Consider the following 25,192-nt stretch of genomic DNA (forward strand, 5'->3'; position numbering starts at 1 on the left):
TGAAAATTGAGAAGGGGCGCGACGGTTACCCGTCGCGCCCCTTTCTCAATCTGTCAAAGGTGTCCTGTCAGACTGGCAAAGGCGCAATCAACTCGGGGTCCAGCGGAACCGGGGCCGGCAGGGCCGGCATCACCGGCTCTGGCACCACCGCAGGCGCGGCAGCGGCCTTGGGCTTCGGCGCGGGCGGCGGCAGGACCAGACGGGTGGGGTATTGCCCGTCCCGCGTCAGCACGACGACCTTTTCGCCGCCCTTCAGGCGGTTATACAGATCCATCACATCCTGATTGATCATGCGGATACACCCAGATGAGGCATTCCGCCCGATCGACCGCCATTCCGGCGTGCCGTGGATACGATAGCCGTAATCCACACCATTCGTCGTCAGATAGATCGCGCGCGCGCCCAGCGGGTTCGACGGTCCGCCCGGCTGCCCGTCCTTCCACTTCGCCAGCTTCGGATCGCGGGCGATCATTTCGGCGGGCGGGGTCCAGGTCGGCCAGGGCTTCTTTTCGCTGACAATCGCGGTGCCCGCCCATTCAAACCCGGCGCGGCCCACAGAGATGCCATAGCGGATCGCCTGGTTCTTGCCCGTCACATAGTGCAACACGCGCTGCGACGGGTTGACGATGATCGTCCCCGGCGCTTCGTTTGTCTCGAAATAGACAGACTGGCGGCGGAATTGCTGCGGGATTTCTTCAACCGGCAGGGCAGGGATGTCGATATTGGCATCTTTGGTGGCCAGATAGGCCCCCTCGATCTCTTTCGCGACGCCGGGCTTGGCCGCGCCCGATGTGGACATGCCTTCGCCATGCGGCACGCAGGCAGACATCAACCCGGCAAAAGCGCCGACAATCAGAACGCGGACAAGGCTGTGAAATCGAAGGCGCATCAATCTATCGGTCCATATGTTTCGCGAAGGGCGAGCAGCGCCTGCGCGTGTTTCCGCCCGTTAATCTATCCGCTGCAGTTGCTTGCGTCAAAGAATCAAAGCGTCGTCCGCACCTGCCAAAGCTCGGGGAACAGCTGAACCTCCAGCATGCGTCGCAGATAGGCCACACCTGATGTGCCCCCGGTGCCGCGCTTGAACCCGATCACCCGTTCCACCGTGGTCACATGGTTGAATCGCCAACGGCGGAAGTAATCCTCGAAATCCACCAGCTTTTCGGCAAGCTCATAGGCCTGCCAATGCTGCTCCGGGTCGCGATAGACCATTTCCCACATCGCCCGCACGCCATCATCGGCCACCCACGGCGCGGCAATGTCGCGCGTCAGCACCGCCTCCGGCACTGGCAGCCCCAGCCGCGCCACATGGGCCAGCGCGGCATCATAGAGCGACGGCCGCGCCAGTTCGGCCTGCAACTTCGCCATCAGATCGGGCCGGTGCGCATGGGGCCGCAGCATGGCCCCATTGCGATTGCCCACCGCATATTCGATCAGCCGGTATTGCCAGCTTTGAAACCCCGATGATTGCCCAAGATCATCACGGAACGTGGAATAGTCCGACGGCGTCATGGTGCGCAGCACATCCCACGCGGAATTGAGCTGTTCAAAGATGCGCGACACCCGCGCCAGCATCTTGAAGGCCTCCCGCGCCCGGTCGGCGCTGATCATCCGCCGCGCGGCGTCCAACTCATGCAGCGCCAGCCGCATCCACAACTCGGATGTCTGGTGCTGGATGATGAACAGCATCTCGTCATGCGCCTCTGTCAGGCAATTCTGTGCGTTCAGGATCTTGTCGATCTGAAGGTAGTCGCCATAGGACATGCGCCCGTCAAAGGACATTTGCGCGCCGTCGTCGGATGGGTTGAAAGGGCAGGTGGTCATGTCTCGGTCTCCTGTTCGGGAAAAGGGTTCAGGACGAGAAGGCCTTTCTGCAATTCAGAACCGAAAGATTGCCCATGCGCCGCCACAGCGCGGCCCATCCCTGCGGGCGGCAGACGGGTGGCAAGGGGCAGTGCAGCGGGGGCGTCATGGCGCGCAGCCCGCAAGGCCAAGGGCGTCGCAAACCGCCGGGTCCATCACGCGCGCAGGATCATCGGGCAGGGTGACCGCCATCTCGCCGGTCAGCGACCAGACCGCCCAGGCAATGCCCTGCTGCTCGGCCCCGGCCCGCTGATCGGCGATATAGCGCAGGGCGTCATCGCCCGGAAAACGGCCCTCCTGATCGGTATGGATCGCCCCGAACTCCCCGAGGATCAGCCGCCGCGCCGGGATACCATGCCGTGCCGCCCACTCCGCCGCGCGGGCGCTGACCGCAGGGCCGATGTCATCGGGCATCGCGCGATAGGCGGCAATCTCGGCGGCAATCGCTGCTGGGTCCGCCGCCCCCTCTGCCGCCTGCATCCGCAGCGCCGCCGCCGCCGCCCGCTCCATCGCCGTCACATCATCCAGCGATGACGGCGGATAGGGCAGGCGCGAGATGTATTTCAGCGGTGATCCTGTCCAGTTCGCCGACTGATGGGTAAAGGGAAACGGGTCATAGCTGTGATAGGACCAGATGACGTTCTCATCGCCGATCCGCTCCGGATCGACGCGCTCCAACCCGTCAATCCCGCCCCAGCACGCCCCAGACAGAACCAGCGGCAGGTCCGGCGCCCCCGCCCGCGCCACGGCATGCATCTGCGCCAGCATGTCGGGCCAGCGTTCGGGCGGCGCATCGGCGCTGTCATCCCAGATGGCATCGCAATCCAGCGTGGGTTCGTTCAGCGGCTCGAACAATGTCCGCTCGGGCGGCAATCCGTCCAGCGCCGCCGCAACCCGCCCCACCAGCGGCAGATAGTCCGGCCACAGGCGGCCCACCACATCATCGGTGCCCCAAACCTCATCCGGGCGGGGGATGGAATGCAGGTCCACGATCACCGTCAGCCCCGCCTCATGCCCCATCTCGGCCGCCGCGCGGATGTCCGCGATCAGCGCGTCCTGCGCCGGACCGGGACCAAGCGCCAGCATCGGGCCGGGGTCAAACGGCATCCGCAGGAAATCGAACCCGTCGGCGCGATAGCGTTCAAACTCTTCCTTCCCGACAAAGCGGCGCCAGTCGGGAAAGGGCGTCAGAAACCCCTCACGCGCCAGCATGTCATCAACAGCCAGCCACTCCACCCAGATCTCAAGGTTCAGCCCCCGCGCCAGATCGGGCGTCTCTGCCGCCACCGGGCGCATCGCGCCCAGCAGCAGCAATGCCGCAAGCGCCGCGCCGCGCCTAGCTGGCCGCATGGATATCCACCTCGGCCAGCAGCGCCGGTGAGGCAAGGCCTGCCACGATCAACAGCGTCGCCGCAGGCAATGGGCCATCTCCGATCCAGGCATCCCGGCGGGCGCGATAGGTGGCCACGGCCTCGGGCGTGTTCTGGGTCAGATAGACCGTCACTTTCACCAGATGCTCCCGTGTCATTCCGGCCGACGCCAGCCCCGCATCGACATTGGCAAAACAGGCATCCAACTGCGCCGCCAACCCTTCGGCCACCCGCCCATCGGGAAGGGTGCCGATCTGACCTGCCAGATGCAGCCAGCGCGCCGCCCCCTCGACCAGTACAGCATGGGCATAGCGCGACGCAGGCGCGGCAATGCCTTCGGGGTTCCAGCGGCGAATGGTGGTCATGGCGGTCCTCCCAAGCGTCAGTGACGCGGCCCGTTGTTATGCGTCAGGTGACGCGGGCCTTGGTCTTGTAATCTGTCCTGTCCCAAAGCGCCTTGTCCATCACTTCGGCCAGTATCCGAACGGCGGCGCTGACATCGTCAAACGTGGTGTAAAGCGGCGTGAAGCCGAACCGCAGGATATCAGGCGCGCGGAAATCACCGATCACACCGCGCGCAATCAGTGCCTGCATGATGGCATAGCCCTCCGAGTGGCGGAAACTGACCTGCGATCCGCGCAAGGCCGGATCGCGCGGGCTGGCCAATGTCAGGGTGGGGCAGGCGGCCTCTACCCCTTTGATGAAGGCTTCGGTCAATTCGATCGACCGCGCGCGCACGTCGGCCATGCTGGTCATGTCCCAGACATCGAGCGCCGCTTCCAGCGCGGCCAGTTGCAGTACGGGCGGCGTGCCGACGCGCATCCGCTCCACCCCGCGACCGGGGCGATAGCCAAGGTCAAAGGCAAAGGGGGATTCATGCCCCAACCAACCCGAAAGCGCCGGTCGCGCCACTTCGGCATGACGCGGGGCCACATAGATGAAAGCCGGGCCACCGGGGCCGGAATTCAGATACTTGTATGTGCAGCCCACCGCGAAATCCGCGCCCACCCCGGCCAGATCCACAGGCAGCGCGCCCGCCGAATGCGCCAGATCCCAGATCGTCAACGCCCCCATCGCATGGGCACGCGCCGTGATCGCCGCCATGTCATGCTTGCGGCCCGTGCGGTAATCCACCTCGGTGATCAACGTGACGGCGACAGTCTCATCAATCGCATCCAGCACCTCTTCCGGCGCAACCGTCCGCAACGAATACCCATCGCCCAAAGTCCGCACCAACCCATCGGCCATATACAGATCAGACGGGAAGTTCCCGGTATCCGACAGGATCACCCGCCGCGTCGGGTTCATCTCAAGCGCCGAGGCCAGTGCCTGATACACCTTGATCGACAGCGTATCCCCCATCACCACCGTGCCGGGTTCTGCCCCGATCAGCCGCGCAATCCGGTCGCCCACGCGGGCGGGCTGTTCCATCCACCCGGCCTTGTTCCACCCGGTGATCAGCATCTGGCCCCATTCCGCCTCTACCGCCTGCGTCACACGCGCAGCGGCGGCCCTGGGCAACGGCCCCAGCGAATTACCGTCCAGATAAATGATCCCCTCAGGCAGCACAAAAGCCGCCCGCGTGGCGGCGAAATCGGTGGTCATGGAACTCTCCCTCTCATTGCGCGCAGAATGACCTGTCCAAGCCTTAGGCACAACCCGCCCCCATGGCGGCCACAGTGCCGCATTCACGCGGCCATGCGTCGAAAACCGGCCCTTGGGGGCTTGCCATTCCCGGCGCGGAACGGAACAAATCGCGCAACACCGTGAAAGGCGAACCGCCCGTGTCGAAACTGATCGACCTGCCACCGATCTGGCTTGCCGCCTTTCTGGCGGCGGTCTGGGGGATTGACCGGCTCCTGCCGTTCAACCTCTTCGGCGCGCTGGGCGATATGCTGGCAGCGGGGCTGGCACTGGTCGGCGCGGGGCTGTTCGGTGGCGCGATCAGGGCCATGGCGCGGGCCAAGACGACCGTGATCCCGCACCGCATCCCGCAGGCGCTTGTCACATCAGGCGTCTTCCGCCTCAGCCGCAACCCGATCTATCTGGGCGATGCGGCCTTTCTCTTGGCGGCGATCCTGTGGTGGGATGTCCCGCAGGCGCTGCCGCTGGTGCCCGCCTTCATGCTTCTGATCCGCAACCGGTTCATAAGGCAGGAAGAAGCGCGCCTCCGCGCCGGCTTTGGCGCGGCGTTCGACGATTGGTCCGCCCGCGTGCGGCGCTGGCTGTAAGGCCCCCGATGGAATTTCCGGCAACAGTCGGAAAAGTTGCAGCGGGGGCTTTGAAATATTCTTGCGCGGTGATAGATGGCGCAAGGTTGAGCAACCGGATGCTGCATTGGCAGCGACAGACGGGGGAAAAAGCGTGAAGATCGGGGCACCGAGAGAGATTTTTGAGGGCGAGAACCGGGTGGCAATGACCCCCGATTCCGTGATCGCACTGGCCAAGCTGGGCCATACATCCGTGGTTCAATCCGGGGCAGGGGCCAAGGCCGGCTTTTCCGACGCCGCCTATGCGGCCGCCGGGGCCGAGGTTCTGCCCGACGCCAAGGCCGTCTTTGACGCTGCCGATGTGGTGGTCAAGGTGCGCGGTCCCGAACCTTCAGAGGCGGCGCTGCTCAAGCGCGGCCAGACCCTGATCAGCTTCTTCTGGCCCGCCCAGAATGAGGCGCTTCTGAAGCAGGTTGCCGACGCAGGCGCCACGGTCGTCGCGATGGACATGGTGCCGCGCATTTCCCGCGCGCAAAAGATGGATGCCCTGTCGTCGATGGCCAATATCGCGGGCTACCGCGCGGTGATCGAGGCCGGGAACAACTTTGGCCGCTTCTTCACCGGTCAGGTCACGGCAGCGGGCAAGGTGCCCCCGGCCAAGGTTCTGATCGTTGGTGCAGGCGTTGCGGGACTTGCCGCCATCGGCACCTCAGTTTCGCTCGGTGCCATCGTCAACGCCTTCGACGTGCGCCCCGAAGTGGCCGAACAGATCGAATCGATGGGCGCCAGCTTCGTCTATCTGGAATTTGATGCCTCTGAACTGCCTGACGGGGCCGCGACGGGCGGCTATGCCGCGCCCTCCAGCCCGGCCTTTGCCGCCAAACAGCTGGCCAAATTCCGCGAACTTGCGCCGGAAATGGACATCGTCATCACCACCGCCCTGATCCCGGGCCGCCCCGCGCCCAAGCTCTGGACGGCGGACATGGTCGCGATGATGAAGCCCGGCTCTGTCATCATCGACCTTGCGGCCGAACGCGGCGGCAACTGCGACCTGACGGTGGCCGATCAGAAGATCGTCACGGAAAACGGCGTCACCATCGTGGGTTACACCGATTTCCCCAGCCGGATGGCGACCCAGTCCTCGACGCTTTACGCCACCAACATCCGCCACATGCTGACGGACCTGACACCCAAAAAGGACGGCGTGATCTTCCACAACATGGAAGACGACGTGATCCGTGGCGCGACCGTGGCGCATGACGGCGCAGTCACTTACCCGCCACCGCCGCCCAAGATTGCGGCCATCGCGGCAGCCAAGCCCAAGGAAAAGGTCAAGGAACTCACGCCCGAGGAAAAGCGGGCCAAAGAAGTTGCTGCCTTCAAGACCCAGACCCGCAATCAGGTGGGCATGCTTCTGGGCGGCGGCGCGCTGATCCTGCTCGCGGGCATCTACACCCCCGCCAGCTTCATGTCGCATTTCATCGTCTTCGTGCTGTCGGTCTATGTCGGTGTTCAGGTGATCTGGAACGTCTCGCATTCGCTGCACACGCCGCTGATGGCGATCACCAACGCGATCTCTTCCATCATCATCCTTGGCGCGCTGATGCAGATCGGGTCGGGCAACTGGCTTGTCGTCATCCTTGCCGCGCTGTCGGTCTTTATGGCGGGGATCAACATTTTCGGTGGCTTCATGGTCACCCGGCGCATGCTCGCCATGTTCCAGAAGTCGTAAGGAGTAGCGCGCGATGGAATACGGATTCACCACCGCCGCCTATGTTGTTGCGGCTGTTCTCATCATCCAATCCCTGGGCGGGTTGTCGGGTCAGGAAAGCGCCAAGCGCGCCGTCTGGTATGGCATCTTTGGCATGGGTCTGGCGGTCGTCGCCACGCTCATGGGCCCCGGTGCAGGCAACTGGCTGATCTCTGTCGTGATGATCGCGGCAGGCGGCGCCATCGGCTGGGTCGTCGCACAGCGCGTGCAGATGACCGAAATGCCGCAACTTGTGGCGGCCATGCACTCCCTCGTCGGTCTTGCCGCCGTTTTCATCGGCTTCAACGCCGAAATTGAAATGGTCCGCATCGCCTCGCTCATCGCCGCAGGTGATGCCGATGGCCTGAACGCCCTGACCGGCTTTGCCCAGAAAGTGGCCGAAAAATCGGCGACTGAAATCAACATCCTGAAGATCGAGGTTTTCCTCGGCGTCTTCATCGGCGCGGTCACCTTCACCGGGTCGGTCATCGCCTATGGCAAACTGGCCGGCAAAGTGGATGGCAAGGCCAAGAAACTGCCAGGTGGCCACGCGCTGAACGCGGGCGCGGCGATCCTGTCGGTGCTGCTCCTTGTGCTTTACATGCAAGGTGCCGGCACTTGGGCGCTGATCCTGATGACGCTGGCCGCCTTCTTCATCGGCTATCACCTGATCATGGGCATCGGCGGCGCGGACATGCCCGTCGTGGTGTCGATGCTCAACAGCTATTCCGGCTGGGCAGCGGCGGCGATCGGCTTCTCGCTTTCCAATGACTTGCTCATCGTTGTGGGCGCGCTGGTCGGCTCTTCGGGTGCGATCCTGTCTTACATTATGTGCAAGGCGATGAACCGGTCGTTCATCAGCGTCATCCTCGGCGGTTTCGGTGGCACCACCGGCCCCGCGATGGAGGTGACGGGCGAACAGATCGCCATTGATGCCGAAGGTGTGGCCGCAGCGCTGAACGATGCCGACTCCGTCATCATCATCCCGGGCTATGGCATGGCCGTGGCACAGGCACAGCAATCGGTGTCGGAACTGACCCGCAAGCTCCGCGCCAAGGGCAAGAACGTCCGCTTCGCCATCCACCCGGTGGCGGGCCGTCTGCCGGGCCACATGAACGTGCTGCTGGCCGAGGCGAAGGTTCCCTATGACATCGTTCTGGAAATGGACGAGATCAACGATGACTTCCCCGAAACCGATGTCGCCATCGTCATCGGCTCGAATGACATCGTGAACCCCGCCGCGCAGGAAGACCCCAACAGCCCCATCGCCGGGATGCCGGTGCTCGAATGCTGGAAGGCGAAGCAGGTGTTTGTCTCCAAGCGCGGGCAGGGCACCGGCTATTCCGGGATCGAGAACCCGCTGTTCTTCAAGGAAAACACGCGGATGTTCTACGGCGACGCCAAAAAGAGCATCGACGCGCTGCTGCCGATGATCGACTAACAGGCGCTGCGCTTCAACGAACCACCCAAAGGCCCCGGTCGCAGGACCGGGGCCTTTTGCCTTTCAAGGCCATCACCGCCAGAGGCCCGGCCCGGCAAAAAGCCCCGGATCAAGCCCGAAACCGGTTTTCATCTGCCCCAATCCCGCGCAACCGCGCACAACCTTCGGGCTTTTCTGCAACATCCGCCTTGCATACCCCGGTATTCCTTCAATTCTCTGGAAGCGTCGCCCCCGCCATCCTACCTCGCTGGAAAGCCTGACAGGACACACATGCCCACCGTATCGGACCACCCGCTTCGCTATTCCCTTGTGAATGAATTGCACGCGCGGCCTTTCCCCGCGCTCGAGGTGCCCTGTCACGCCGTCTACATGGCCTTCAAGGAACCGCTCGACGCCGCCAACCGTGACCGCAGCCTCGACCGCGCGCACCTTCTGGCCCTGCTGGATCGCCACGCCTCGGCCCATCCGCAGCCCGATGCCACCCATTTCTCTGGCCCCATCGGGCGCTCCGATCTGAAATGGGAAAGCCATACCGAGTTCGTCACCTATTCCGCCTTCGGCCCCGGCCTTTCCACCCGCCCCTTCGATCCGGCCGAGGCCGAGGTCTTCCCCGATGACTGGCTCGCCACCGCGCCGGGCAAGCGCATCTGTTCCGTCCTGATCCGGGTCGAGGAACTGCCCGAAGACGACGAGGCCGTCATGGCCAAGCTCGAAGACTGGTTCGTTCCCGAAAGCCTCGCCGTCAGCCGCGTGGTGGATGGCGCGGCCATCGTCGCGGGCGATTTCCGCATCGACCCCGCCGGTCACATGCGCTTTGCCGTCTTCGTCCGCCCCGGCACCGGCTCGCGCCGCGTGGGCCGCATCGTGCAACGCCTGTGCGAGGTGGAAACCTACCGCTCCATGTCCATGCTGGGCCTGATGCGCGCGCGCCAACTGACAGGCCGCCTGAACGCGCTTGACCCGCAGCTGATGGAACTCGTTTCGGCCCTCGATACGTCTGAGCGCTCGCCCGAGGCGGCCTTGCACGAACTGCTGACCATTTCTTCGGAACTGGAAAGCCTCGCCGTGCAGTTTTCCTTCCGTTTCGGCGCCACCGCGGCCTATGAGGCCATCGTCAACCAGCGGATCGAGGTGATGCGCGAACAACGCATCCTTGGCCGCCAGACCTTTGGCGAATTCATGATGCGCCGCTACGATCCCGCCATGCGCACGGTGAAATCCGCCGAGGCGCGGCTCAAAAGCATGGCCGAACGGGCGCAACGTGCGGCGGAACTCTTGCGCACCCGCGTCGATGTGGAACGCAGCGCGCAGAACCAGAAGCTGCTGGAAAGCATGGACAAACGCGCCGATCTGCAACTGCGCCTGCAACGCACGGTCGAAGGCCTGTCAACGGTGGCCATCAGCTACTATGCCGTGAACCTCGCCGCCTATGCGCTGGAACCGCTCGCGCATCAGGTCCATCTGTCCCACGGCGCGCTGCTCGCCATCCTGACGCCCATCGTCCTTGTCGGCGTCTGGCTGATGGTCCGCCGCATCCGCAACCATTTCGACTGACCACCCAAGGCTTGCTCAGGATCAAGGACAGCCCCCACCCGCTGCGCCAGTATGGCCGCACTTGGAAACCGGGGCGCGCGCATGATCTGGGTGAAACTCATCGGAATTGGTCTGGCCTCTGTCCTGCTTCTCTGGGGCAGTCTGGCCCTGCTGGGCGCATGGCTCTGGCCGCAACGCATGGCCGAGATGCAGCGCAGGCTGGCGGCAGCAGAACAGAACCTTCCCGACGCCGCCTATGATCCGGCGCAGCTTGACGGCCTGCCTGCCCCCGTCGCCCGCTATCTGCATGCGGTGCTGACCCCCGGCCAGCCACGCATCCGCCGGGCTGAAATGGCGCATGAGGGGCTTTTCAACATGGGCGAGGGGGCCGATAACTGGAAACCCTTCACCTCCACCCAAAGTGTTACCGTGGCGCGGCCCGGGTTTGTCTGGGATGGCCGCATTGCCATGGCTCCCGGCCTGCCAGTGCGGGTGATCGATGCCTATGTGGCGGGCGAAGGCATGCTTCTTCCCGCCATCCTTGGGATGATCCCGCTTACCCGGCTGGAAGGCGGCGGCGCGATTGCCGAAGGCGAGTTGTTGCGTTGGCTTGCCGAAACCCCGTGGTACCCCACGGCGCTGCTGCCGGGTGGTGCAGTGTCCTGGGCCGCGATCGATGATCACAGCGCGCGGGCAATGGTCACCGACGGGGCGGTAAAAGTTGAACTGACCTTCACCTTCGGCCCTGATGATCTGATCACCACCATCCGGGCCGAGGCGCGCAGTCGTACCGTTGCGGGGGCCATGATCCCTACGCCTTGGGAAGGGCGTTGGTGGGGCTATGAACGCCGCAACGGATTTGTCGTCCCGACATCTGGCGAGGTCAGCTGGATCCTGCCACAAGGGCGCAAACCCTATTGGCAGGGCCGCGTCACGGCCCTGCACGCAGAGTGATGATCACCGCCCGCGAATGCGCGGGTCCAGCGCATCGCGCAGACCGTCCCCGATATAGTTCACGCTCAGCACCGTCAGCGAAATCGCCAGCCCCGGCCACATCACCCGTTCCGGATAGGTGCGGATCTCGGCGATCCCGTCAAACAGCAGCCGCCCCCAGGTCGGGAAATCCGGCGGAAAGCCAAGCCCAAGGAAGGACAGCACCGACTCCGTGATGATCGCCGCCGCAATCCCCAGCGTCGCCGCCACCAGCACAGGCGACAGGACGTTGGGCAGGATATGGCGTGTGATGATCCGGCGCGACGGCGTGCCGATGGACCGCGCCGCCAGCACGAACTCCCGCTCCTTCAGCGCCAGCACCTCGCCCCGCACAACGCGCGCCGCCTGCATCCAGCTTGTCAGGCCAATCGCCATCACGATCAGCAGGAACGTGCCCAGCCGCGGCCCCAGCACACCCGCGATGGGATCGCGGAACAGAAAGATCATCACCAGCAGCAAAGGCAGCAGCGGCAGCGCCAGAAACAGGTCCGTCAACCGCATCAAAAGCCCGTCAAGCCGCCGGAAATACCCCGCGATCACCCCCACCGCCGTGCCGATGAAAATGGCGACCAGCATCGCGACCATCCCCACGGCCAAGGATATGCGCCCCCCGAACATCATCCGCGCCAGCATGTCGCGGCCCAGCTGATCGGTGCCCAAGGGATGCGCCAAGGATGGCCCCTGATTGCGCATCTTGAACATCTTCACCGTGTCGCTTTCGATGAAGTTAGGATCGATCCGCCAGATCAGCGGCCCGACAAGGCAGAACAGCGTCAGCGCGCCCAGCATGACCAGCGCCGTCATGGCGCCCTTGTGCTTGCGGAACTGCGCCCAGACATCGGCCCAGGGGCCGCGCACGCGCTCGGCCTGTGTCACTGTGGCGCTCGCCGTTTCGGGGGCCGACTCAGTCATAGCGGATCCTCGGATCAAGGATGCCGTACAGGATATCGGCAATCAGGTTGAACATCACGATCAGCACCGCAAAGATGAAGGTCACGGTTTGCACGGTGGGCAAGTCGGATACATGGATGGCATTGATCAGTGCCGCCCCGATGCCGTTGATCTTGAAGATCTGCTCGGTCACGATGGCCCCGCCAAACACCGTGGGCAGACCCAGCGCAATCACCGTCACCACCGGGATTAGCGAATTGCGCAGCACGTGCTTCATCACGACCTTGCCTTCGCCCATCCCCTTGGCCCGTGCCGTGCGCACATAATCCTGCCCAAGGTTTTCCAGCACCGAAGACCGGGTATAGCGGCTGATCTCGGCCGCGTTGAACAGCGCCAGCACGGTGACCGGCAGCGCCATCTGCAACATCATCGTCTTGAACGTGGCCCAGTCGACCACCTCAAGATTGGTGTCATAGATCGTCGGGAACCAGCCAAGGTTCACCGCGAAAATCAGGATCAGGATATTGCCGGTAAAGAAGGTGGGGACGGAAAACCCCGCCATGGCAAAGAAAGTGCCGGCCTGATCGAACCAGGAATACTGGCGATAGGCCGAATAGATGCCGATGGGCAGCGCGATCAGCACCCCGATCAGATAGGCGGTACCCACCACCGTCAGCGTCTGGGGCAGGCGTTCCCCGATGATCTGGAACACCGGCACCTTGGATTGCCAACTGATGATCCGCTGCGCGCCTTGGGCGAAATCGGTGCCGAACAGCGCGTCGATGCCATAAAGCGGCTCGATCCAGAAGAACTGCTTCAACCACAGCACATAGCGCACCATCACCGGCTGATCCGCGCCCATTGCGGCCAGCATCTTCTGCCGCACCTCAGGGGGAACCGTCAGCGGTATCTCGGAAAGCGGGCTCCCCGGGGCCAGATCGACCAGCAGAAAGATCACAAGGCTGATCAACAGCAGCGTGGGTATCGCCGCAAGCAATCGCCGGATGGTGAATGAAAGCATGAACGTCCTGTCCGCAATGAACGCAAGGGATGTGCCCGAGGGAACGCAAGGTAAGCGAAGGGCGCGGCAGGGAAGACCCCCACCGCGCCCCAACTCATGATCCGCTTATTTCACGCGGGTCCAGTCCTGCGCGTTCCACAGTTCGGTATCCCACGAATTCATGATGAACCCGTCCAGCGTGTTGGACTTGGCCGAGAAGCGGCCGCGATCCACCAGCGGGATGATCACATTCGTGTCCTTGGTCAGCATGTCGTTCATTTTCATGACCAACGCACCGCGTGCCTCGATCCCGGACGTGCCCGACAGTTCCTTCAGCAGCACGTCATAGGCCGGGTCGCAGAAGCGGTTGATGTTCTCGCCCTGCCACTGGTTGTCCGGACCCGGGATCTTGTCGCACAGATACTGCGCCATGTAGGGCTCGGCATCGGTGCCATCGAAGTTGTTGGCGTACATTTCCACGTCCGCGTAGAACTTCTGGAAGGTGTCGGGCGACGCCGCATCCCCACCAAAGAACACCGACGGGTCAATCGCCTTCAGCTCGACTTCCACGCCCAGCTCATTCCACCAGCCCTTGACCAGCGCCTGGAAATCCTGACGCACGGGGTTGACGGTGGTCTGGTACACGAGAGACAGCTTCTTGCCGTCCTTGTCGCGGATGCCGTCGCCATCGCTGTCGGTCCAGCCCGCGCCTTCCAGCAGGGCCTTGGCACCTTCCATGTCCTGGGTCAGGCATTCGGTGTTGTCCGATGCCTGGAACGCCGGGGCCGGCACCAGGTTGCAGGTCGGGCGGCCCGCGCCGCCATAGCCCACATCCACCAGCGTCTGGCGGTCAATCGCCATCGACAGCGCCTTGCGGACATTCGCATCGCTCAGGATCGGGTGCGGATGCTTGACCGTGGACCGCTCGCCTTCCGGCAGGGCCGGATCGGGGTTGGTCATGTTGATCTCGATCCGCTCCACCAGCGTGCCGAAAGCGTTGACAAAGGTGCCCTTGCCGCCGGCTTCCATCTGGGCCTGCTGCTCGGGGTTGATCTGGGTGTTCCAGGCGTAATCGAATTCGCCGGTTTCCATCACGGCCGAGGCCGCCGCCAGCGCATCGCCGCCGCCTTTCAGCGTGACCTTGGCAAAGGCAGGCTTCGCCGGATCGCGGTAATTCGGGTTGGCTTCCAGCGTGACCACGTCATTCACCTTGAAATCGGTGACGATGAAGGGGCCGGTGCCGATGGGCTTGGAATTCTGCTCGGTGCAGGATGCCGCCGCAGCGCCAAGGCAGGCCTCGAACTGCGCCTTTTGCAGGATCGGCGCGGTGCCGCCCGTGAACGGCTGATAGGGATAGGGCTTCGGCCCTTCGAATTTGACGACGACGGTCAGGTCATCGGGCGTGTCGATCGACGCGATGCCTTCGTACTTCGCGCCCTGCGCGCAGCCGCCTTCGGGATGGGTGCAATATTCCCAGGTGAATTTCACGTCAGCCGAGGTGACGGGCGTGCCATCCGACCAAACCAGGCCTTCCTTCAGCTTCCAGGTGATCGAGGTCAGGTCAGCCGAAACGCCGCCATTCTCGACCGTCGGAATATCCGCCGCAAGGCGCGGGAACATCTTGCCGTCCTGATCGAAACCGGCCAGCGGCTCCAGCACCAGCGACCCGGCCTCGACGTCCTTGGTCCCGGACGACAGATAGGCATTCAGCACCGAGACGGCCTGGTAATAGAATACCTTGACCTCGCCATCGGCGCCCCGTTCGGCATGGGCCGCCGGGGCCAGCGCAAAGGCCGCCGCAGCGCCCAGAAGGGCGGTTCTGAATTTCATTTCACTTCTCCTTGTTGGTTGTGCTCACGCACCTCGGCACCGGGGGATGCGTGCCCCCCGGCATTGTTCGGGCTGACCAGATGGCAGGCGACAAAGCGCCCGGCTTCCACCTCGATCAGCTTCGGTTCGACATCGCGGCAGACCGGCATCACGACCGGGCAGCGCGTGCAGAAATTGCATCCTTTGGGCGGGTTGGCCGGCGATGGCACATCCCCCGTCAGGATGATGCGCTGGCGCGTCGCCTCCAGCGTGGGGTCGGCCTCGGGCACCGCTGACAGCAGCGCCTTGGCATAGGGGTGCAGCGGGCGCGCATACAGCGCCTCGCGCGGCGACAGTTCCGCGATCTGGCCCAGATACATCACCGCCACCCGGTCCGCGATATGGCGCACCATGGAAAGGTCATGGCTGATGAACAGATAGGTCAGCCCCAGCCTGTCCTGCAAATCCTCCAGCAGGTTCACCACCTGCGCCTGAATCGACACGTCCAGCGCGGCTATGGGTTCATCGCAAACGATGAATTTCGGGTTCAGCGCCAGCGCGCGGGCAATCCCGATGCGCTGCCGCTGCCCGCCGGAAAACTCATGCGGGTAACGGTTGGCAAAGCGGCGGTTCAGCCCGACCTGATCCATCAACTCATGCACCCGGGCGGTCTTTTTCTCGGCCGACCAATCGGTATGCTCATCCAGCGGCTCGCCGATGATCGCGGCCAGCGTCATGCGCGGGTTCAGGCTCGCCTGCGGGTCTTGGAACACCATCTGCATCGTGGGCCGCTTGCGGCGCAGCGCATCGGGCGACAGCGTCGCAACATCCTCGCCGTCGATCACCACCGACCCGCCCGTCAGCTCATATAGCCGCAGCAGCGCCCGGCCCACGGTGGATTTTCCGCAGCCGGATTCCCCCACCAGCCCCAGCGTCTCGCCCGCCATGATGTCAAAGCTGACACCGTCCACGGCTTTTACCGCGCCGACCCTGCGGCGCAGGATGCCCGCATAGATGGGGAAATGCATCTTCAGATCGCGCACCCGAACCAGCGGCTCACCCTGCGTCACGCGCCCCCCGTCAGCCATGGGTCACCTCCGGGCTCCAATGGCAGGCGACGTCATGGCCTTGGCCCACAGGCTTGCCATCCACCGCCCGGCGCAGGGGATTTTCCGCCTCGCAGCGGTCATGCTTATAGGCGCAGCGCGCACGGAAGGGGCAGGCCACAGGCGCCCCCGACAGGATCGGCGGCTGGCCCTGAATCACCTCCAGCCGCGCCGCGCGTTCCCCGGTCAGCGACGGCACGGTCTTCAGCAACGCGCGGGTATAGGGATGCTGCGGATTGGCGAACAATTCCCGTACCGGGGCCTGCTCCACAACCTGTCCACCATACATCACCATCACACGGTCCGCGATACCTGCGATCACGCCCAGATCATGCGTGATCCAGACAATCGCCATGCCAAGCTTCTGGCGCAACTCTTTGACCAGTTCAATGATCTGCGCCTGAATTGTCACATCCAGCGCCGTCGTCGGTTCATCCGCGATCAGCACGTCCGGGTCACAGGCCAGCGCGATGGCGATCATCACCCGCTGCCGCATCCCGCCCGAAAACTGATGCGGATAGCTTTTCAGCCGCTTCTTCGCATCCGGAATGCCCACCAGCGCCAGCAACTCTGCCGCCCGATCCTCGGCCTGGGCCTTGGTCATGCCCATATGCTTGATCAGCGGTTCCATGATCTGGTTGCCCACGGTGAAAACCGGGTTCAGGCTCGTCATCGGGTCCTGAAACACGAACCCCACCTTCGCGCCCCGCACCGCCTGCAAATCGCGCGGGCTGAGCTTCAGCAGATCACGCCCGCCCAGCAGCACCTCTCCCGCCCGCACCTCGGCAGGGGGCGACGGCAGCAGTCCGATCAGCGACATCATGGTCACCGATTTGCCCGACCCGCTTTCCCCCACAACGCCCAGCAATTCGCCGGGCCGCAGGTGAAAGCTCACGGAATTCACGGCATGGATTTCGCCGCCGCGCGTTTTGAAAACGGTCTTGAGCCCCCGCACATCGAGGACAGGTTCCGCCCCATCGGGCATATGTAGACCCCCCAAGGTCACAGGATTATTGTTTTTCTCAGATGCAGCTTTGCGCTGTCACCCGGCGTGTGGGGGGGAGTGTTAGAGATTTTTTGCAATGCCGCAAGCCGCTTGTTCGCCCTTACCTTGCGTCACCCGGTGACGCCTTGACCACCCGGCAATCCCCCGCCAGTCTGCGCGCACCGCACAGGAAAGCATCGCATGCCCGCCGTCTCGACTCTTTCGCCCCGCGAAATCCTTGATCAGTTGGTCAAATTCCCAACTGTCAGCCGCGACACCAACCTTCCGCTCATCGACTGGGTGCAGGATTACCTCGCCCTGCAGGGAATCGACTCGCATCGCCACTGGAATGAAGACCGCAGCAAGGCCGCGCTTTTCGCCCATGTCGGCCCGTGGGAGGAGGGGGCGGTGGTGCTGTCGGGCCATACCGACGTCGTCCCCGTGGATGGCCAAAGCTGGACGTCTGACCCTTGGACGGTCACCGAACGTGACGGCCGCCTGTACGGGCGCGGCACCTGCGACATGAAGGGATTCGATGCCCTGTCCATCTGGGCCTTGGTCGAGGCGCATCAGCGCGGCGTCAAGCGCCCGCTTCAGATCGCGCTCTCCTATGATGAGGAAATCGGCTGCACCGGTGCCCCCCCGATGATCGCCGCCATGCAGGGCGTGCTGCCCAAAGGCGCCGCCGCCATCATCGGCGAGCCGTCCCTGATGAAGGTCATCAACGGCCACAAGGGCGGCACGGGCTTTCATGTGCATGTCAAAGGGTTCGAGGTCCATTCCTCGCTGCTGCCCTATGGCGTGTCGGCCATCATGGAAGGCGCGCGTCTCATCCAATGGGCCAATGACCGCAACGCCTGGATCCAATCACAGCCCCGCACCGCCGAGGCGCTGCCTTTTGACCCGCCCTTCACAACGCTGCATGTCGGCATGATTCAGGGCGGCACCGCCCATAACATCACCGCCGCCGATTGCCGCTTCGCGCTGGAAATGCGCGTCGTCCCGGGCGAAGAGGTCGAGGCCCACGCCCAGACCTTCATCGCCGAAGTGGCACGGCTTGAAGCCGCGATGCGGGCCATCCGGCCAGAGGCCGCCATCCACCTGGACCGTTTCTTCGGCGTCCCCGCCCTGACCCCTGAACAGGGCGGCGCAGCCGAGGCGCTGGCCCGCCGCCTGACCGGTGATAACGCATCGGGCGTCGTGTCCTACGGGACTGAGGCCGGCCAGTTCCAAGAGGCGGGCTACTCTGCCGCCATCTGCGGCCCCGGCGATATCGCACAGGCGCATCAGGCCGATGAATGGCTGGCCCTGTCGGAATTTCAGGCCGGCCACCGCTTCATGCACCGCCTGCTGGATGAACTCGCCCGATGATGCGCTTCCCGATCTCTGATGCCTCTCCGATCCGCTTTCCTGGCCCGCCCCCGGCGGCCTGCGATGTGGTGGTTCTGGGTGGCGGGGTCATCGGGGTGATGACAGCGTGGTTTCTTGCCGAACGGGGCCTCAAGGTCACGCTTTGCGAAAAGGGCCGCATCGCGGGCGAACAATCCAGCCGCAACTGGGGCTGGATCCGCCAACAGGGCCGCGACATGGGCGAATTGCCCATCATGATGGAAAGCCTGCGCCTGTGGAAATCGCTGGCGCAGGAGTTTGGCGAAACCCTTGGCTTCCGACAGGAAGGCGTCCTCTACCTCGCCAAGACCGAGGCCGAAGTCGGGCGGTTCGAAGCCTGGCTGTCAGACGCCAAACCCCATGGCGTCGACACCCATATGATTACCGCAGGCGCCGTTGCGGAAAAACTGAAGGGCAGCGCGAAGACCTGGGTCGCGGGCCTTTACACCCCGTCCGATGCGCGGGGCGAGCCGTGGCAGGCCGTGCCGCGCCTTGTCGAAGGGGCCATCGCGCGCGGCGCAGTGGTGGTGGAACACTGTGCCGTGCGGCGGCTGGATGTGCAGGCGGGCCGGGTGACGGGCGTGCATACCGAACAGGGCCGCATCGCCTGTGATCAGGTCGTGGTGGCGGGCGGGGCATGGTCGGCGTTGTTCCTGCGCAGCGAAGGGGTGAATATCCCGCAGCTTTCCGTCCTTGCCTCGGTCGCCGCGACCGAACCGATGGCCGAAATCTTTCCCGGCAATGCCTGCGACGACGACTTCGCTTTCCGCCGCCGACAGGACGGCGGCTATTCCATTGCGCCGGGATCGGGGCATGATTTCTATATCGGCCCCGACGCATTCCGCGACCTGCGCACCTATCTGCCGGTGCTGAAAAAGGATTTCCGCTCTACCAGTTTCCGCCCCATGGCCCCTAAAGGCTACCCCGATGCCTGGGGCACGAAACGCCGCTGGGGCGGGGATGAAGCCTCGCCCTTCGAAGCCGTCCGCGTGCTCAATCCCACCCCGAACATGGACCGGATCGCCAAGGTGCAATCCGCCTTTGCCGCAGCCTTCCCCGCCATGGGCCGCCCCCGCCTGCGCGCGGCCTGGGGCGGCATGATCGACACCATGCCCGATGTCGTGCCGGTGGTCGACCGGGTGGCGGCCCTGCCGGGCCTGACCATCGCCACGGGGATGAGCGGCCATGGCTTTGGCATCGGCCCGGGCATGGGCCGCGTGGTGGCCGATCTGGTGGCAGGCAACGACCCCGGCCATGACCTGTCCCGCTTCCGCCTGTCGCGCTTCACCGACGGATCGGTGCTGACTCCCGGCCCCTCGCTGTAATCTGGATGAGCGCGCCCCCAAGGGGGCCGCGCATTCCTTTTGTCTCGCCTGCGCGCCTTCGCGCTTGGCTCGGCTGATGGGGGCGCTGCCCCCAAACACCCGGGGTATTTGGGCCAAGCTGAAGGGGGCTTTAGGCGCTTTACTTCCCCGTAGGCGCAGGCTAGGCCGCGCGGCTTGATCAGGGGGCAGTGGATATGGGCGTGGCATTTGCGGGCATCGACTTTGGCACCTCCAATTCCACTGTGGGACTGGCCGATGCGACGGGCGCGCGGCTGATCGCGCTTGAAGGGGATCAGGTCACGCTTCCCTCGGCCGTGTTCTTTCATGCCGATGGTCTTCCCCCCACCTTTGGCCGCGCCGCGCTGAGCGCCTATCTGGAAGGCGATGAAGGCCGCCTGATGCGCGGGCTGAAATCCACGCTGGGATCGGGGCTGGTCAATGACCGCACTGTGGTGGGCAACCGGGCGATCACCTTTCGCGACATCGTGCAGCGCTTCATCACCCATCTGCGCGCGCGTCTGGATGCGGCCCAGCCCGGCCTGACGCAGGCGGTGTTCGGCCGCCCCGTGCATTTCGTGGACGACGATCCCGAAGGCGATGCCGCCGCCCAAGGCGTGCTTGAAGAGATCGCCCGCGCCTGCGGCTTTCGCGAGGTGGAATTTCAATTCGAACCCGTCGCCGCCGCGCTGGATTACGAACAGCGGCTGACGGAGGAGGAGATCGTTCTGGTCTTCGACATTGGCGGCGGCACGTCCGACCTGTCGGTCCTGCGCCTGTCGCCAGATCGCGCCCGCGCCCCTCATCGCATGGGCGATATCCTTGCCAATGGCGGCATCCGGGTGGGCGGGACAGATTTCGACCGCCTGCTGTCGCTGGCCGAGGTGATGCCGCATCTGGGGTATCTGTCGCCAAGCCGGGGCGGGCAGGGGATCATGCCGCGCCATTACTGGCTGGATCTGGCGACGTGGCACCGTATCAACACGCTTTATTCGCAGCGCACCATGGCCGATCTCAAGGCGCTCTGGCACGATGCCGACCAGCCCGATCTGATCGCCCGCATGATGCAGGTGGTCGATCATCGCCACGGCCACGCCCTTGCGATGGAGGTGGAGCGCGCCAAGATCGCCCTGTCGGATCTGGAGGCGACGCGCCTTGCGCTGTCGGCGCTGACCGGCGGCCCCAACCCCATGGCCCGGCGCGACCGGTTCGAAGAGGCCGTCGCCGCCCCCGTCGCCCGCATCCGCGCGCTGATCGACGCCACCATCGCCGATGCCGGCCTTACGGCAGACCGCATCGCCACGGTCTTCCTCACCGGCGGGTCATCACAACTTCCGCTGCTGCGCGCCACGGTAGCCGCCGCGCTTCCACGGGCGCGGCTGGCCACGGGCGATATGCTGGGATCGGTCGGCACCGGCCTTGCGCTGGACGCCCGCCGCCGCTTTGCCTGACAGGACTTGCGCCGGGGGACGGCTGCGCTAGGCTTGCTGGCAAAGGAGACTCCCATGCCCGTCAAGAACCGCTTCGCCGAATTGCTGCCCGAGATCACCGCCTGGCGGCGCGATTTCCACGAACATCCCGAACTGCTGTTCGACGTGCATCGCACCGCCGCCCGCGTGGCCGATCTGCTGCGCGGTTTCGGCTGTGATGAGGTGGTCGAAGGTATCGGTCGCACCGGCGTGGTGGGCGTGATCAAGGGCAAGACAGATACGACAGGCCGCGTCGTGGGCCTGCGCGCCGATATGGACGCGCTGCCCATCATCGAACAGACCGGCGTCCCCTATGCCTCCAAGACCCCCGGCAAGATGCATGCCTGCGGCCATGACGGCCACACCGCCATGCTGCTTGGGGCTGCCAAATACCTGGCCGAGACACGCAATTTCGACGGCACCACCGTGGTGATCTTTCAGCCCGCCGAAGAGGGCGGTGGTGGCGGGCGCGAAATGGTGGCCGACGGCATGATGGACCGCTGGGGGATCCAAGAGGTTTACGGCATGCACAACATGCCCGGCATCCCCGTGGGCCATTTCGCCATCCGCAAGGGCGCGCTGATGGCGGCAGCTGACCAGTTTGAAATCGTGGTCACCGGCAAGGGCGGCCATGCCGCCAAACCGCATGATTGCGTCGATACCACCGTCGTTGCCGCCCATATCGTCGTGGCGCTGCAAACCATCGCCTCGCGCAATGTCGATCCGCTGAAACAGGTCGTCGTTTCCGTCTGCACGGTCGAGACGGACTCGACCGCGCATAACGTCATCCCACAGGTGGTAAAGATGAAGGGCACCGTCCGCACCATGGATCATGGCGTGCAGGATTTTGTCGAAAAGCGGCTGGCCGAGATTGCCAATGGCACTGCCATGGCGCTGGGCGCACGGGCCGAGGTGCATTATGCGCGCGGCTATCCCGTCACCGTCAATGCGCCGGAAAACACCGATTACGCGGTCGAGGTGGCGCGTCAGGTGTCCGGTCAGGTCGATCCCGACACCGCCCCCCTGATGGGGGCCGAGGATTTCAGCTTCATGCTGAACGAACGCCCCGGAGCCTATATCTTTGTGGGCAACGGCGACACGGCGATGGTGCATCACCCGGCCTACAACTTTGATGACAACGTCATCCCCTTTGGCAGCAGTTGGTATGCCGGCATGGTCGAATCCCGGATGCCCGCCGCATGATCGGGGCGGGCCTCACGGCGGCTATCGCCGCGCTGCATGTCTATATCCTCGTGCTGGAGATGTTCCGCTGGGAACATCCCCGCACCCGCCGCGCCTTTGGCACGACAGAGGAGTTTGCCCGCGCGACCAAAGTTCTTGCCGCCAATCAGGGGCTCTATAACGGCTTTCTCGCCGCAGGCCTGTTCTGGGCCGTGATCGAAGGGGCAGGGGGCGCAGGCCGCCCCCTTGCGCTGTTCTTTCTTGGCTGCGTGCTGGTGGCGGGGCTTTACGGCGCCGCCACCGCCTCGCGCCGGATCCTGTTCATCCAGGCAGTCCCCGCCGCGCTGGCCATCGCGGCGGTTCTTGCGGGCATCTAGTCATAGCTCAGCTTCGTGGCCTTGCCGCGGAAGATGAAATAGGCAAGCACCGTGTAGCCCATGATCACGGGCAGCACGAACAGCGTGCCGACAAGGATGATCGACAGGCTCTCGGTCGAGGCTGCCGCCTCCCAGATCGTCAACCGTTCCGGCACGATATAGGGGTAAAAGCTGTAGGCCATCCCGAAGAACCCCAGCACCATCAGCACCGTCGCCCCTGCAAAGGGAAACCAGGCGAAACTGTCATTCGCCGTCGGCAACCGCCGCAACGCCAGCCACAACAGCGCCACCAGCAGGCCTGACATCAACGGCAGCGGTGCCAGCGCCACCACTTCGGGAAAGCTGAACCATTTGTCAAAGATGCGCTGCGATACCAGCGGCGTCGCAGCAGATACCGCCCCCATTCCCAGCACCACGCCCCAGATGCCGCCCTTGGCCCAATCCACCGCCTTGCGCTGCAACACCCCGTCGGTTTTCAGGATCACCCAGGCCGCCCCGATGAAGGAATAGGCCACCGCCAGCGCCCCCGCCGTCAGCGCGGCAAAGCCCACCTTGGCCCAGGTCCATTCCAGCCCCATCACATACATGCCCAGCATGAACCCCTGTGACAGCGCCGTCATCAACGACCCCGACCAGAACGCCACATCCCAGGGCCGCTTGTGCCCCAGCGGCGCCTTGGCGCGGAACTCGAACGCCACCCCGCGCAGGATCAGCCCGATCAGCATCACCGCCACCGGCAGATACAGCGCCGTCAGGATATCGCCATGCGCCACCGGGAACGCCACCAAAAGCAACCCGATGGCCAGCACCAGCCATGTTTCATTCGCATCCCAGAACGGCCCGATCGAGGCGACCATGCGATCCCGCTCGGCCTCATCGGCAAAGGGGAACAACAGGCCCACCCCCAGATCGAACCCGTCCAGCACCACATAAAGCAGGATGGACACCCCCATCAGCGCGGCAAAGATCAACGGCAGGACTTCCGGATCAAACATCCCCATCACTCCGCAGGCTGCATGCCGGGGCTTGTGACGGGGGCCGAAAGCACCCCGCCTTTGCGCGCCAGATGAAAGATCACGCCGACATAGGCCGCCAGCAGCGCCACATAGATCGCAAGATAGGCCAGCAGCGTCGACAGTACCATTCCGGCTGCGATGTCACCCACCGCCTGTTTCGTCGTCAGCACCCCCTGCACCAGCCAGGGCTGACGGCCGATCTCGGTCGTGTACCACCCGGCCAGCGTCGCCAGCCACCCGGCAAAGGTCATGGCCGTCACCCCCATCAGATAGGGCCGGGGCAGCGCCTCAACCCCACGGCGCCAGATCAGGAACATCCCCGCCCAGGCCACCACCAGCATCGCCATGCCCGTTGCCACCATCACCCGGAACGACCAGAACACAGGCGCCACCGGCGGGTGCATCACGGTGCCATCCTCGGCCACGAAATCATTCAGCCCCGGCACCACCCCCGCAGGGTCATGCTTCAGGATCACAGATGCCATCGACGGAATCCCAATCTCGAACCGGTTTTCGCGCGCCGCCTCATCCGGCAGGGCGAAGAGCAGCAACGGCACATTGCCCTGCGTCTCCCAGTTGCCCTCCATCGCCGCCACTTTCTGCGGCTGATGCTCCAGCGTGTTCAGCCCGTGCATGTCGCCCGCCAAAATCTGAATGGGCATCAGTACCGCACCAATCATCAACCCCACGCGCAGCCCCGTTGCCACCGCCGGATCGCGGTCATGGCGCAACATGCGATAGGCCGACAGACCGGCAATCAGGAAGGCCACGGTCAACCCGCTCGCCAACAGCATATGCACCAACCGGTACGGCATCGACGGGTTGAAGATGATCGCCCACCAGTCGGTGGCAAACACGATCCCGTCGCGCAGCTCATACCCCGCCGGCGTATGCATCCAGCTGTTCAGCACCAGAATCCAGAACGCGCTCATCGTGGTGCCAAAGGCCACAAGGAACGTCGCCAACGTGTGCAGCCATCCCGGCACCCGGCTTGCACCAAACAGCATGATCCCCAGGAACACCGCCTCAAGGAAGAAGGCTGTCAGCACCTCGTAGGCCAGCAACGGCCCCGCCACATTCCCCACCGTCTCCATGAAGCCCGGCCAGTTGGTGCCGAACTGGAACGACATGGTGATCCCCGACACCACCCCAAGGGCAAAGGACAAAGCAAAAACCTTCACCCAGAACATGTACAAGTTCATCCATTTCCGGTCCCCCGTCCGGGCAAAGCGCAGCTTGAAGAACAAGAGCACCCATCCCAGCGCGATGGTGATCGTGGGAAACAGAATGTGGAACGAAATGTTGGCTGCAAACTGCATGCGCGAAAGTATCAGGGTATCCATGACTCACCTTTCTGATTGCCCGTGATCTAGGGGCGATAAAGGCGGATACGAGGGGTCTGCGACGGGCTGCCCCATGCGACAGCCTGTCAGATCGAATCGTGGTTAACAAAGAAATTCCGCACCGCGCGTATGCACAGCTGTCT

General features: G+C 64.2%; 22 protein-coding genes. 10 read left to right on the forward strand and 12 right to left on the reverse strand.

What is annotated here, in order from left to right:
- Positions 1–67 precede the first annotated feature (67 nt).
- From RSE12_10035 to kynU, 5 genes are all read right to left on the reverse strand, one after another.
- Complete coding sequence (locus RSE12_10035) at positions 68–889, reverse strand: L,D-transpeptidase (protein WRH64635.1); 822 nt, start codon at positions 887–889, stop codon at positions 68–70.
- 95 nt (positions 890–984) lie between these two features.
- A complete protein-coding gene (kynA, locus tag RSE12_10040; protein WRH64636.1) occupies positions 985–1,824 on the reverse strand; it encodes a tryptophan 2,3-dioxygenase in 840 nt (279 codons plus the stop codon).
- A gap of 144 nt (positions 1,825–1,968) precedes the next feature.
- A complete protein-coding gene (locus tag RSE12_10045; protein WRH64637.1) occupies positions 1,969–3,213 on the reverse strand; it encodes a cellulase family glycosylhydrolase in 1,245 nt (414 codons plus the stop codon).
- Positions 3,200–3,598: a RidA family protein gene (locus RSE12_10050; GenBank protein ID WRH64638.1), complete on the reverse strand. Its 399-nt coding sequence runs from the start codon at positions 3,596–3,598 to the stop codon at positions 3,200–3,202. The genes RSE12_10045 and RSE12_10050 overlap by 14 nt, the downstream gene beginning before the upstream one ends.
- Positions 3,599–3,641: 43 nt before the next feature.
- Entirely contained in the window at positions 3,642–4,838 is a 1,197-nt protein-coding gene (gene kynU / locus RSE12_10055) for a kynureninase (GenBank protein ID WRH64639.1), read from the reverse strand.
- Positions 4,839–4,900: 62 nt separating this feature from the next.
- Here kynU and RSE12_10060 point away from each other — a divergent pair, with 62 nt between their 5' ends.
- The 5 genes from RSE12_10060 (at position 4,901) to RSE12_10080 (ending at position 11,121) form a co-directional block, all read left to right on the forward strand.
- Positions 4,901–5,464: an isoprenylcysteine carboxylmethyltransferase family protein gene (locus RSE12_10060; protein ID WRH64640.1), complete on the forward strand. Its 564-nt coding sequence runs from the start codon at positions 4,901–4,903 to the stop codon at positions 5,462–5,464.
- Positions 5,465–5,597: 133 nt separating this feature from the next.
- Positions 5,598–7,175 carry a Re/Si-specific NAD(P)(+) transhydrogenase subunit alpha gene (locus RSE12_10065; protein WRH64641.1) on the forward strand — a complete coding sequence of 526 codons (1,578 nt, stop codon included), beginning with the start codon at positions 5,598–5,600 and terminating at the stop codon, positions 7,173–7,175.
- Positions 7,176–7,188: 13 nt separating this feature from the next.
- Entirely contained in the window at positions 7,189–8,634 is a 1,446-nt protein-coding gene (locus RSE12_10070) for an NAD(P)(+) transhydrogenase (Re/Si-specific) subunit beta (protein ID WRH64642.1), read from the forward strand.
- 270 nt (positions 8,635–8,904) lie between these two features.
- Complete coding sequence (locus RSE12_10075; protein ID WRH64643.1) at positions 8,905–10,188, forward strand: DUF3422 domain-containing protein; 1,284 nt, start codon at positions 8,905–8,907, stop codon at positions 10,186–10,188.
- 81 nt (positions 10,189–10,269) lie between these two features.
- Positions 10,270–11,121, forward strand: a complete 852-nt coding sequence (locus RSE12_10080) for a DUF6544 family protein (GenBank protein ID WRH64644.1) — start codon at positions 10,270–10,272, stop codon at positions 11,119–11,121.
- A gap of 3 nt (positions 11,122–11,124) precedes the next feature.
- Here RSE12_10080 and RSE12_10085 read toward each other — a convergent pair whose 3' ends face one another.
- The 5 genes from RSE12_10085 to RSE12_10105 all read right to left on the reverse strand — a co-directional run bounded on the left by RSE12_10085 (position 11,125) and on the right by RSE12_10105 (position 16,951).
- Positions 11,125–12,072, reverse strand: a complete 948-nt coding sequence (locus tag RSE12_10085) for an ABC transporter permease (protein WRH64645.1) — start codon at positions 12,070–12,072, stop codon at positions 11,125–11,127.
- The gene (locus tag RSE12_10090; GenBank protein ID WRH64646.1) at positions 12,065–13,072 is read right to left on the reverse strand and encodes an ABC transporter permease; all 1,008 of its coding nucleotides are present in this window, start codon (positions 13,070–13,072) and stop codon (positions 12,065–12,067) included. Before RSE12_10090 ends, RSE12_10085 begins: the two co-directional genes overlap by 8 nt.
- A gap of 105 nt (positions 13,073–13,177) precedes the next feature.
- Positions 13,178–14,881, reverse strand: coding sequence for a peptide ABC transporter substrate-binding protein (locus tag RSE12_10095; protein WRH64647.1), 1,704 nt, complete (start codon positions 14,879–14,881; stop codon positions 13,178–13,180).
- Complete coding sequence (locus tag RSE12_10100) at positions 14,878–15,948, reverse strand: dipeptide ABC transporter ATP-binding protein (protein ID WRH64648.1); 1,071 nt, start codon at positions 15,946–15,948, stop codon at positions 14,878–14,880. The genes RSE12_10095 and RSE12_10100 overlap by 4 nt, the downstream gene beginning before the upstream one ends.
- The gene (locus tag RSE12_10105; GenBank protein ID WRH64649.1) at positions 15,941–16,951 is read right to left on the reverse strand and encodes an ABC transporter ATP-binding protein; all 1,011 of its coding nucleotides are present in this window, start codon (positions 16,949–16,951) and stop codon (positions 15,941–15,943) included. The genes RSE12_10100 and RSE12_10105 overlap by 8 nt, the downstream gene beginning before the upstream one ends.
- A 201-nt stretch (positions 16,952–17,152) precedes the next feature.
- Here RSE12_10105 and argE point away from each other — a divergent pair, with 201 nt between their 5' ends.
- The 5 genes from argE (at position 17,153) to RSE12_10130 (ending at position 22,690) form a co-directional block, all read left to right on the forward strand.
- Positions 17,153–18,322, forward strand: coding sequence for an acetylornithine deacetylase (argE, locus tag RSE12_10110; GenBank protein ID WRH64650.1), 1,170 nt, complete (start codon positions 17,153–17,155; stop codon positions 18,320–18,322).
- Complete coding sequence (locus RSE12_10115) at positions 18,322–19,665, forward strand: FAD-binding oxidoreductase (GenBank protein ID WRH64782.1); 1,344 nt, start codon at positions 18,322–18,324, stop codon at positions 19,663–19,665. The genes argE and RSE12_10115 overlap by 1 nt, the downstream gene beginning before the upstream one ends.
- 194 nt (positions 19,666–19,859) lie before the next feature.
- A complete protein-coding gene (locus RSE12_10120) occupies positions 19,860–21,113 on the forward strand; it encodes an Hsp70 family protein (protein ID WRH64651.1) in 1,254 nt (417 codons plus the stop codon).
- Between the two features lie 54 nt (positions 21,114–21,167).
- Positions 21,168–22,334 carry a M20 aminoacylase family protein gene (locus RSE12_10125; GenBank protein WRH64652.1) on the forward strand — a complete coding sequence of 389 codons (1,167 nt, stop codon included), beginning with the start codon at positions 21,168–21,170 and terminating at the stop codon, positions 22,332–22,334.
- Positions 22,331–22,690 (forward strand): DUF1304 domain-containing protein, encoded by a 360-nt coding sequence (locus RSE12_10130; GenBank protein ID WRH64653.1) that lies wholly within the window; start codon positions 22,331–22,333, stop codon positions 22,688–22,690. Before RSE12_10125 ends, RSE12_10130 begins: the two co-directional genes overlap by 4 nt.
- Here RSE12_10130 and RSE12_10135 read toward each other — a convergent pair.
- Together RSE12_10135 and RSE12_10140 are read right to left on the reverse strand one after the other, a co-directional pair.
- On the reverse strand, positions 22,687–23,691 hold the full coding sequence (locus tag RSE12_10135) for a cytochrome d ubiquinol oxidase subunit II (protein ID WRH64783.1): 1,005 nt from the start codon (positions 23,689–23,691) through the stop codon (positions 22,687–22,689). The genes RSE12_10130 and RSE12_10135 overlap by 4 nt on opposite strands.
- Positions 23,691–25,049 (reverse strand): cytochrome ubiquinol oxidase subunit I, encoded by a 1,359-nt coding sequence (locus RSE12_10140; GenBank protein WRH64654.1) that lies wholly within the window; start codon positions 25,047–25,049, stop codon positions 23,691–23,693. Before RSE12_10140 ends, RSE12_10135 begins: the two co-directional genes overlap by 1 nt.
- Between the last annotated feature and the right edge of the window lie 143 nt (positions 25,050–25,192).

This window comes from Fuscovulum sp., from assembly GCA_035192965.1.
In the GTDB taxonomy this organism is placed as follows: Bacteria; Pseudomonadota; Alphaproteobacteria; order Rhodobacterales; family Rhodobacteraceae; genus Paragemmobacter.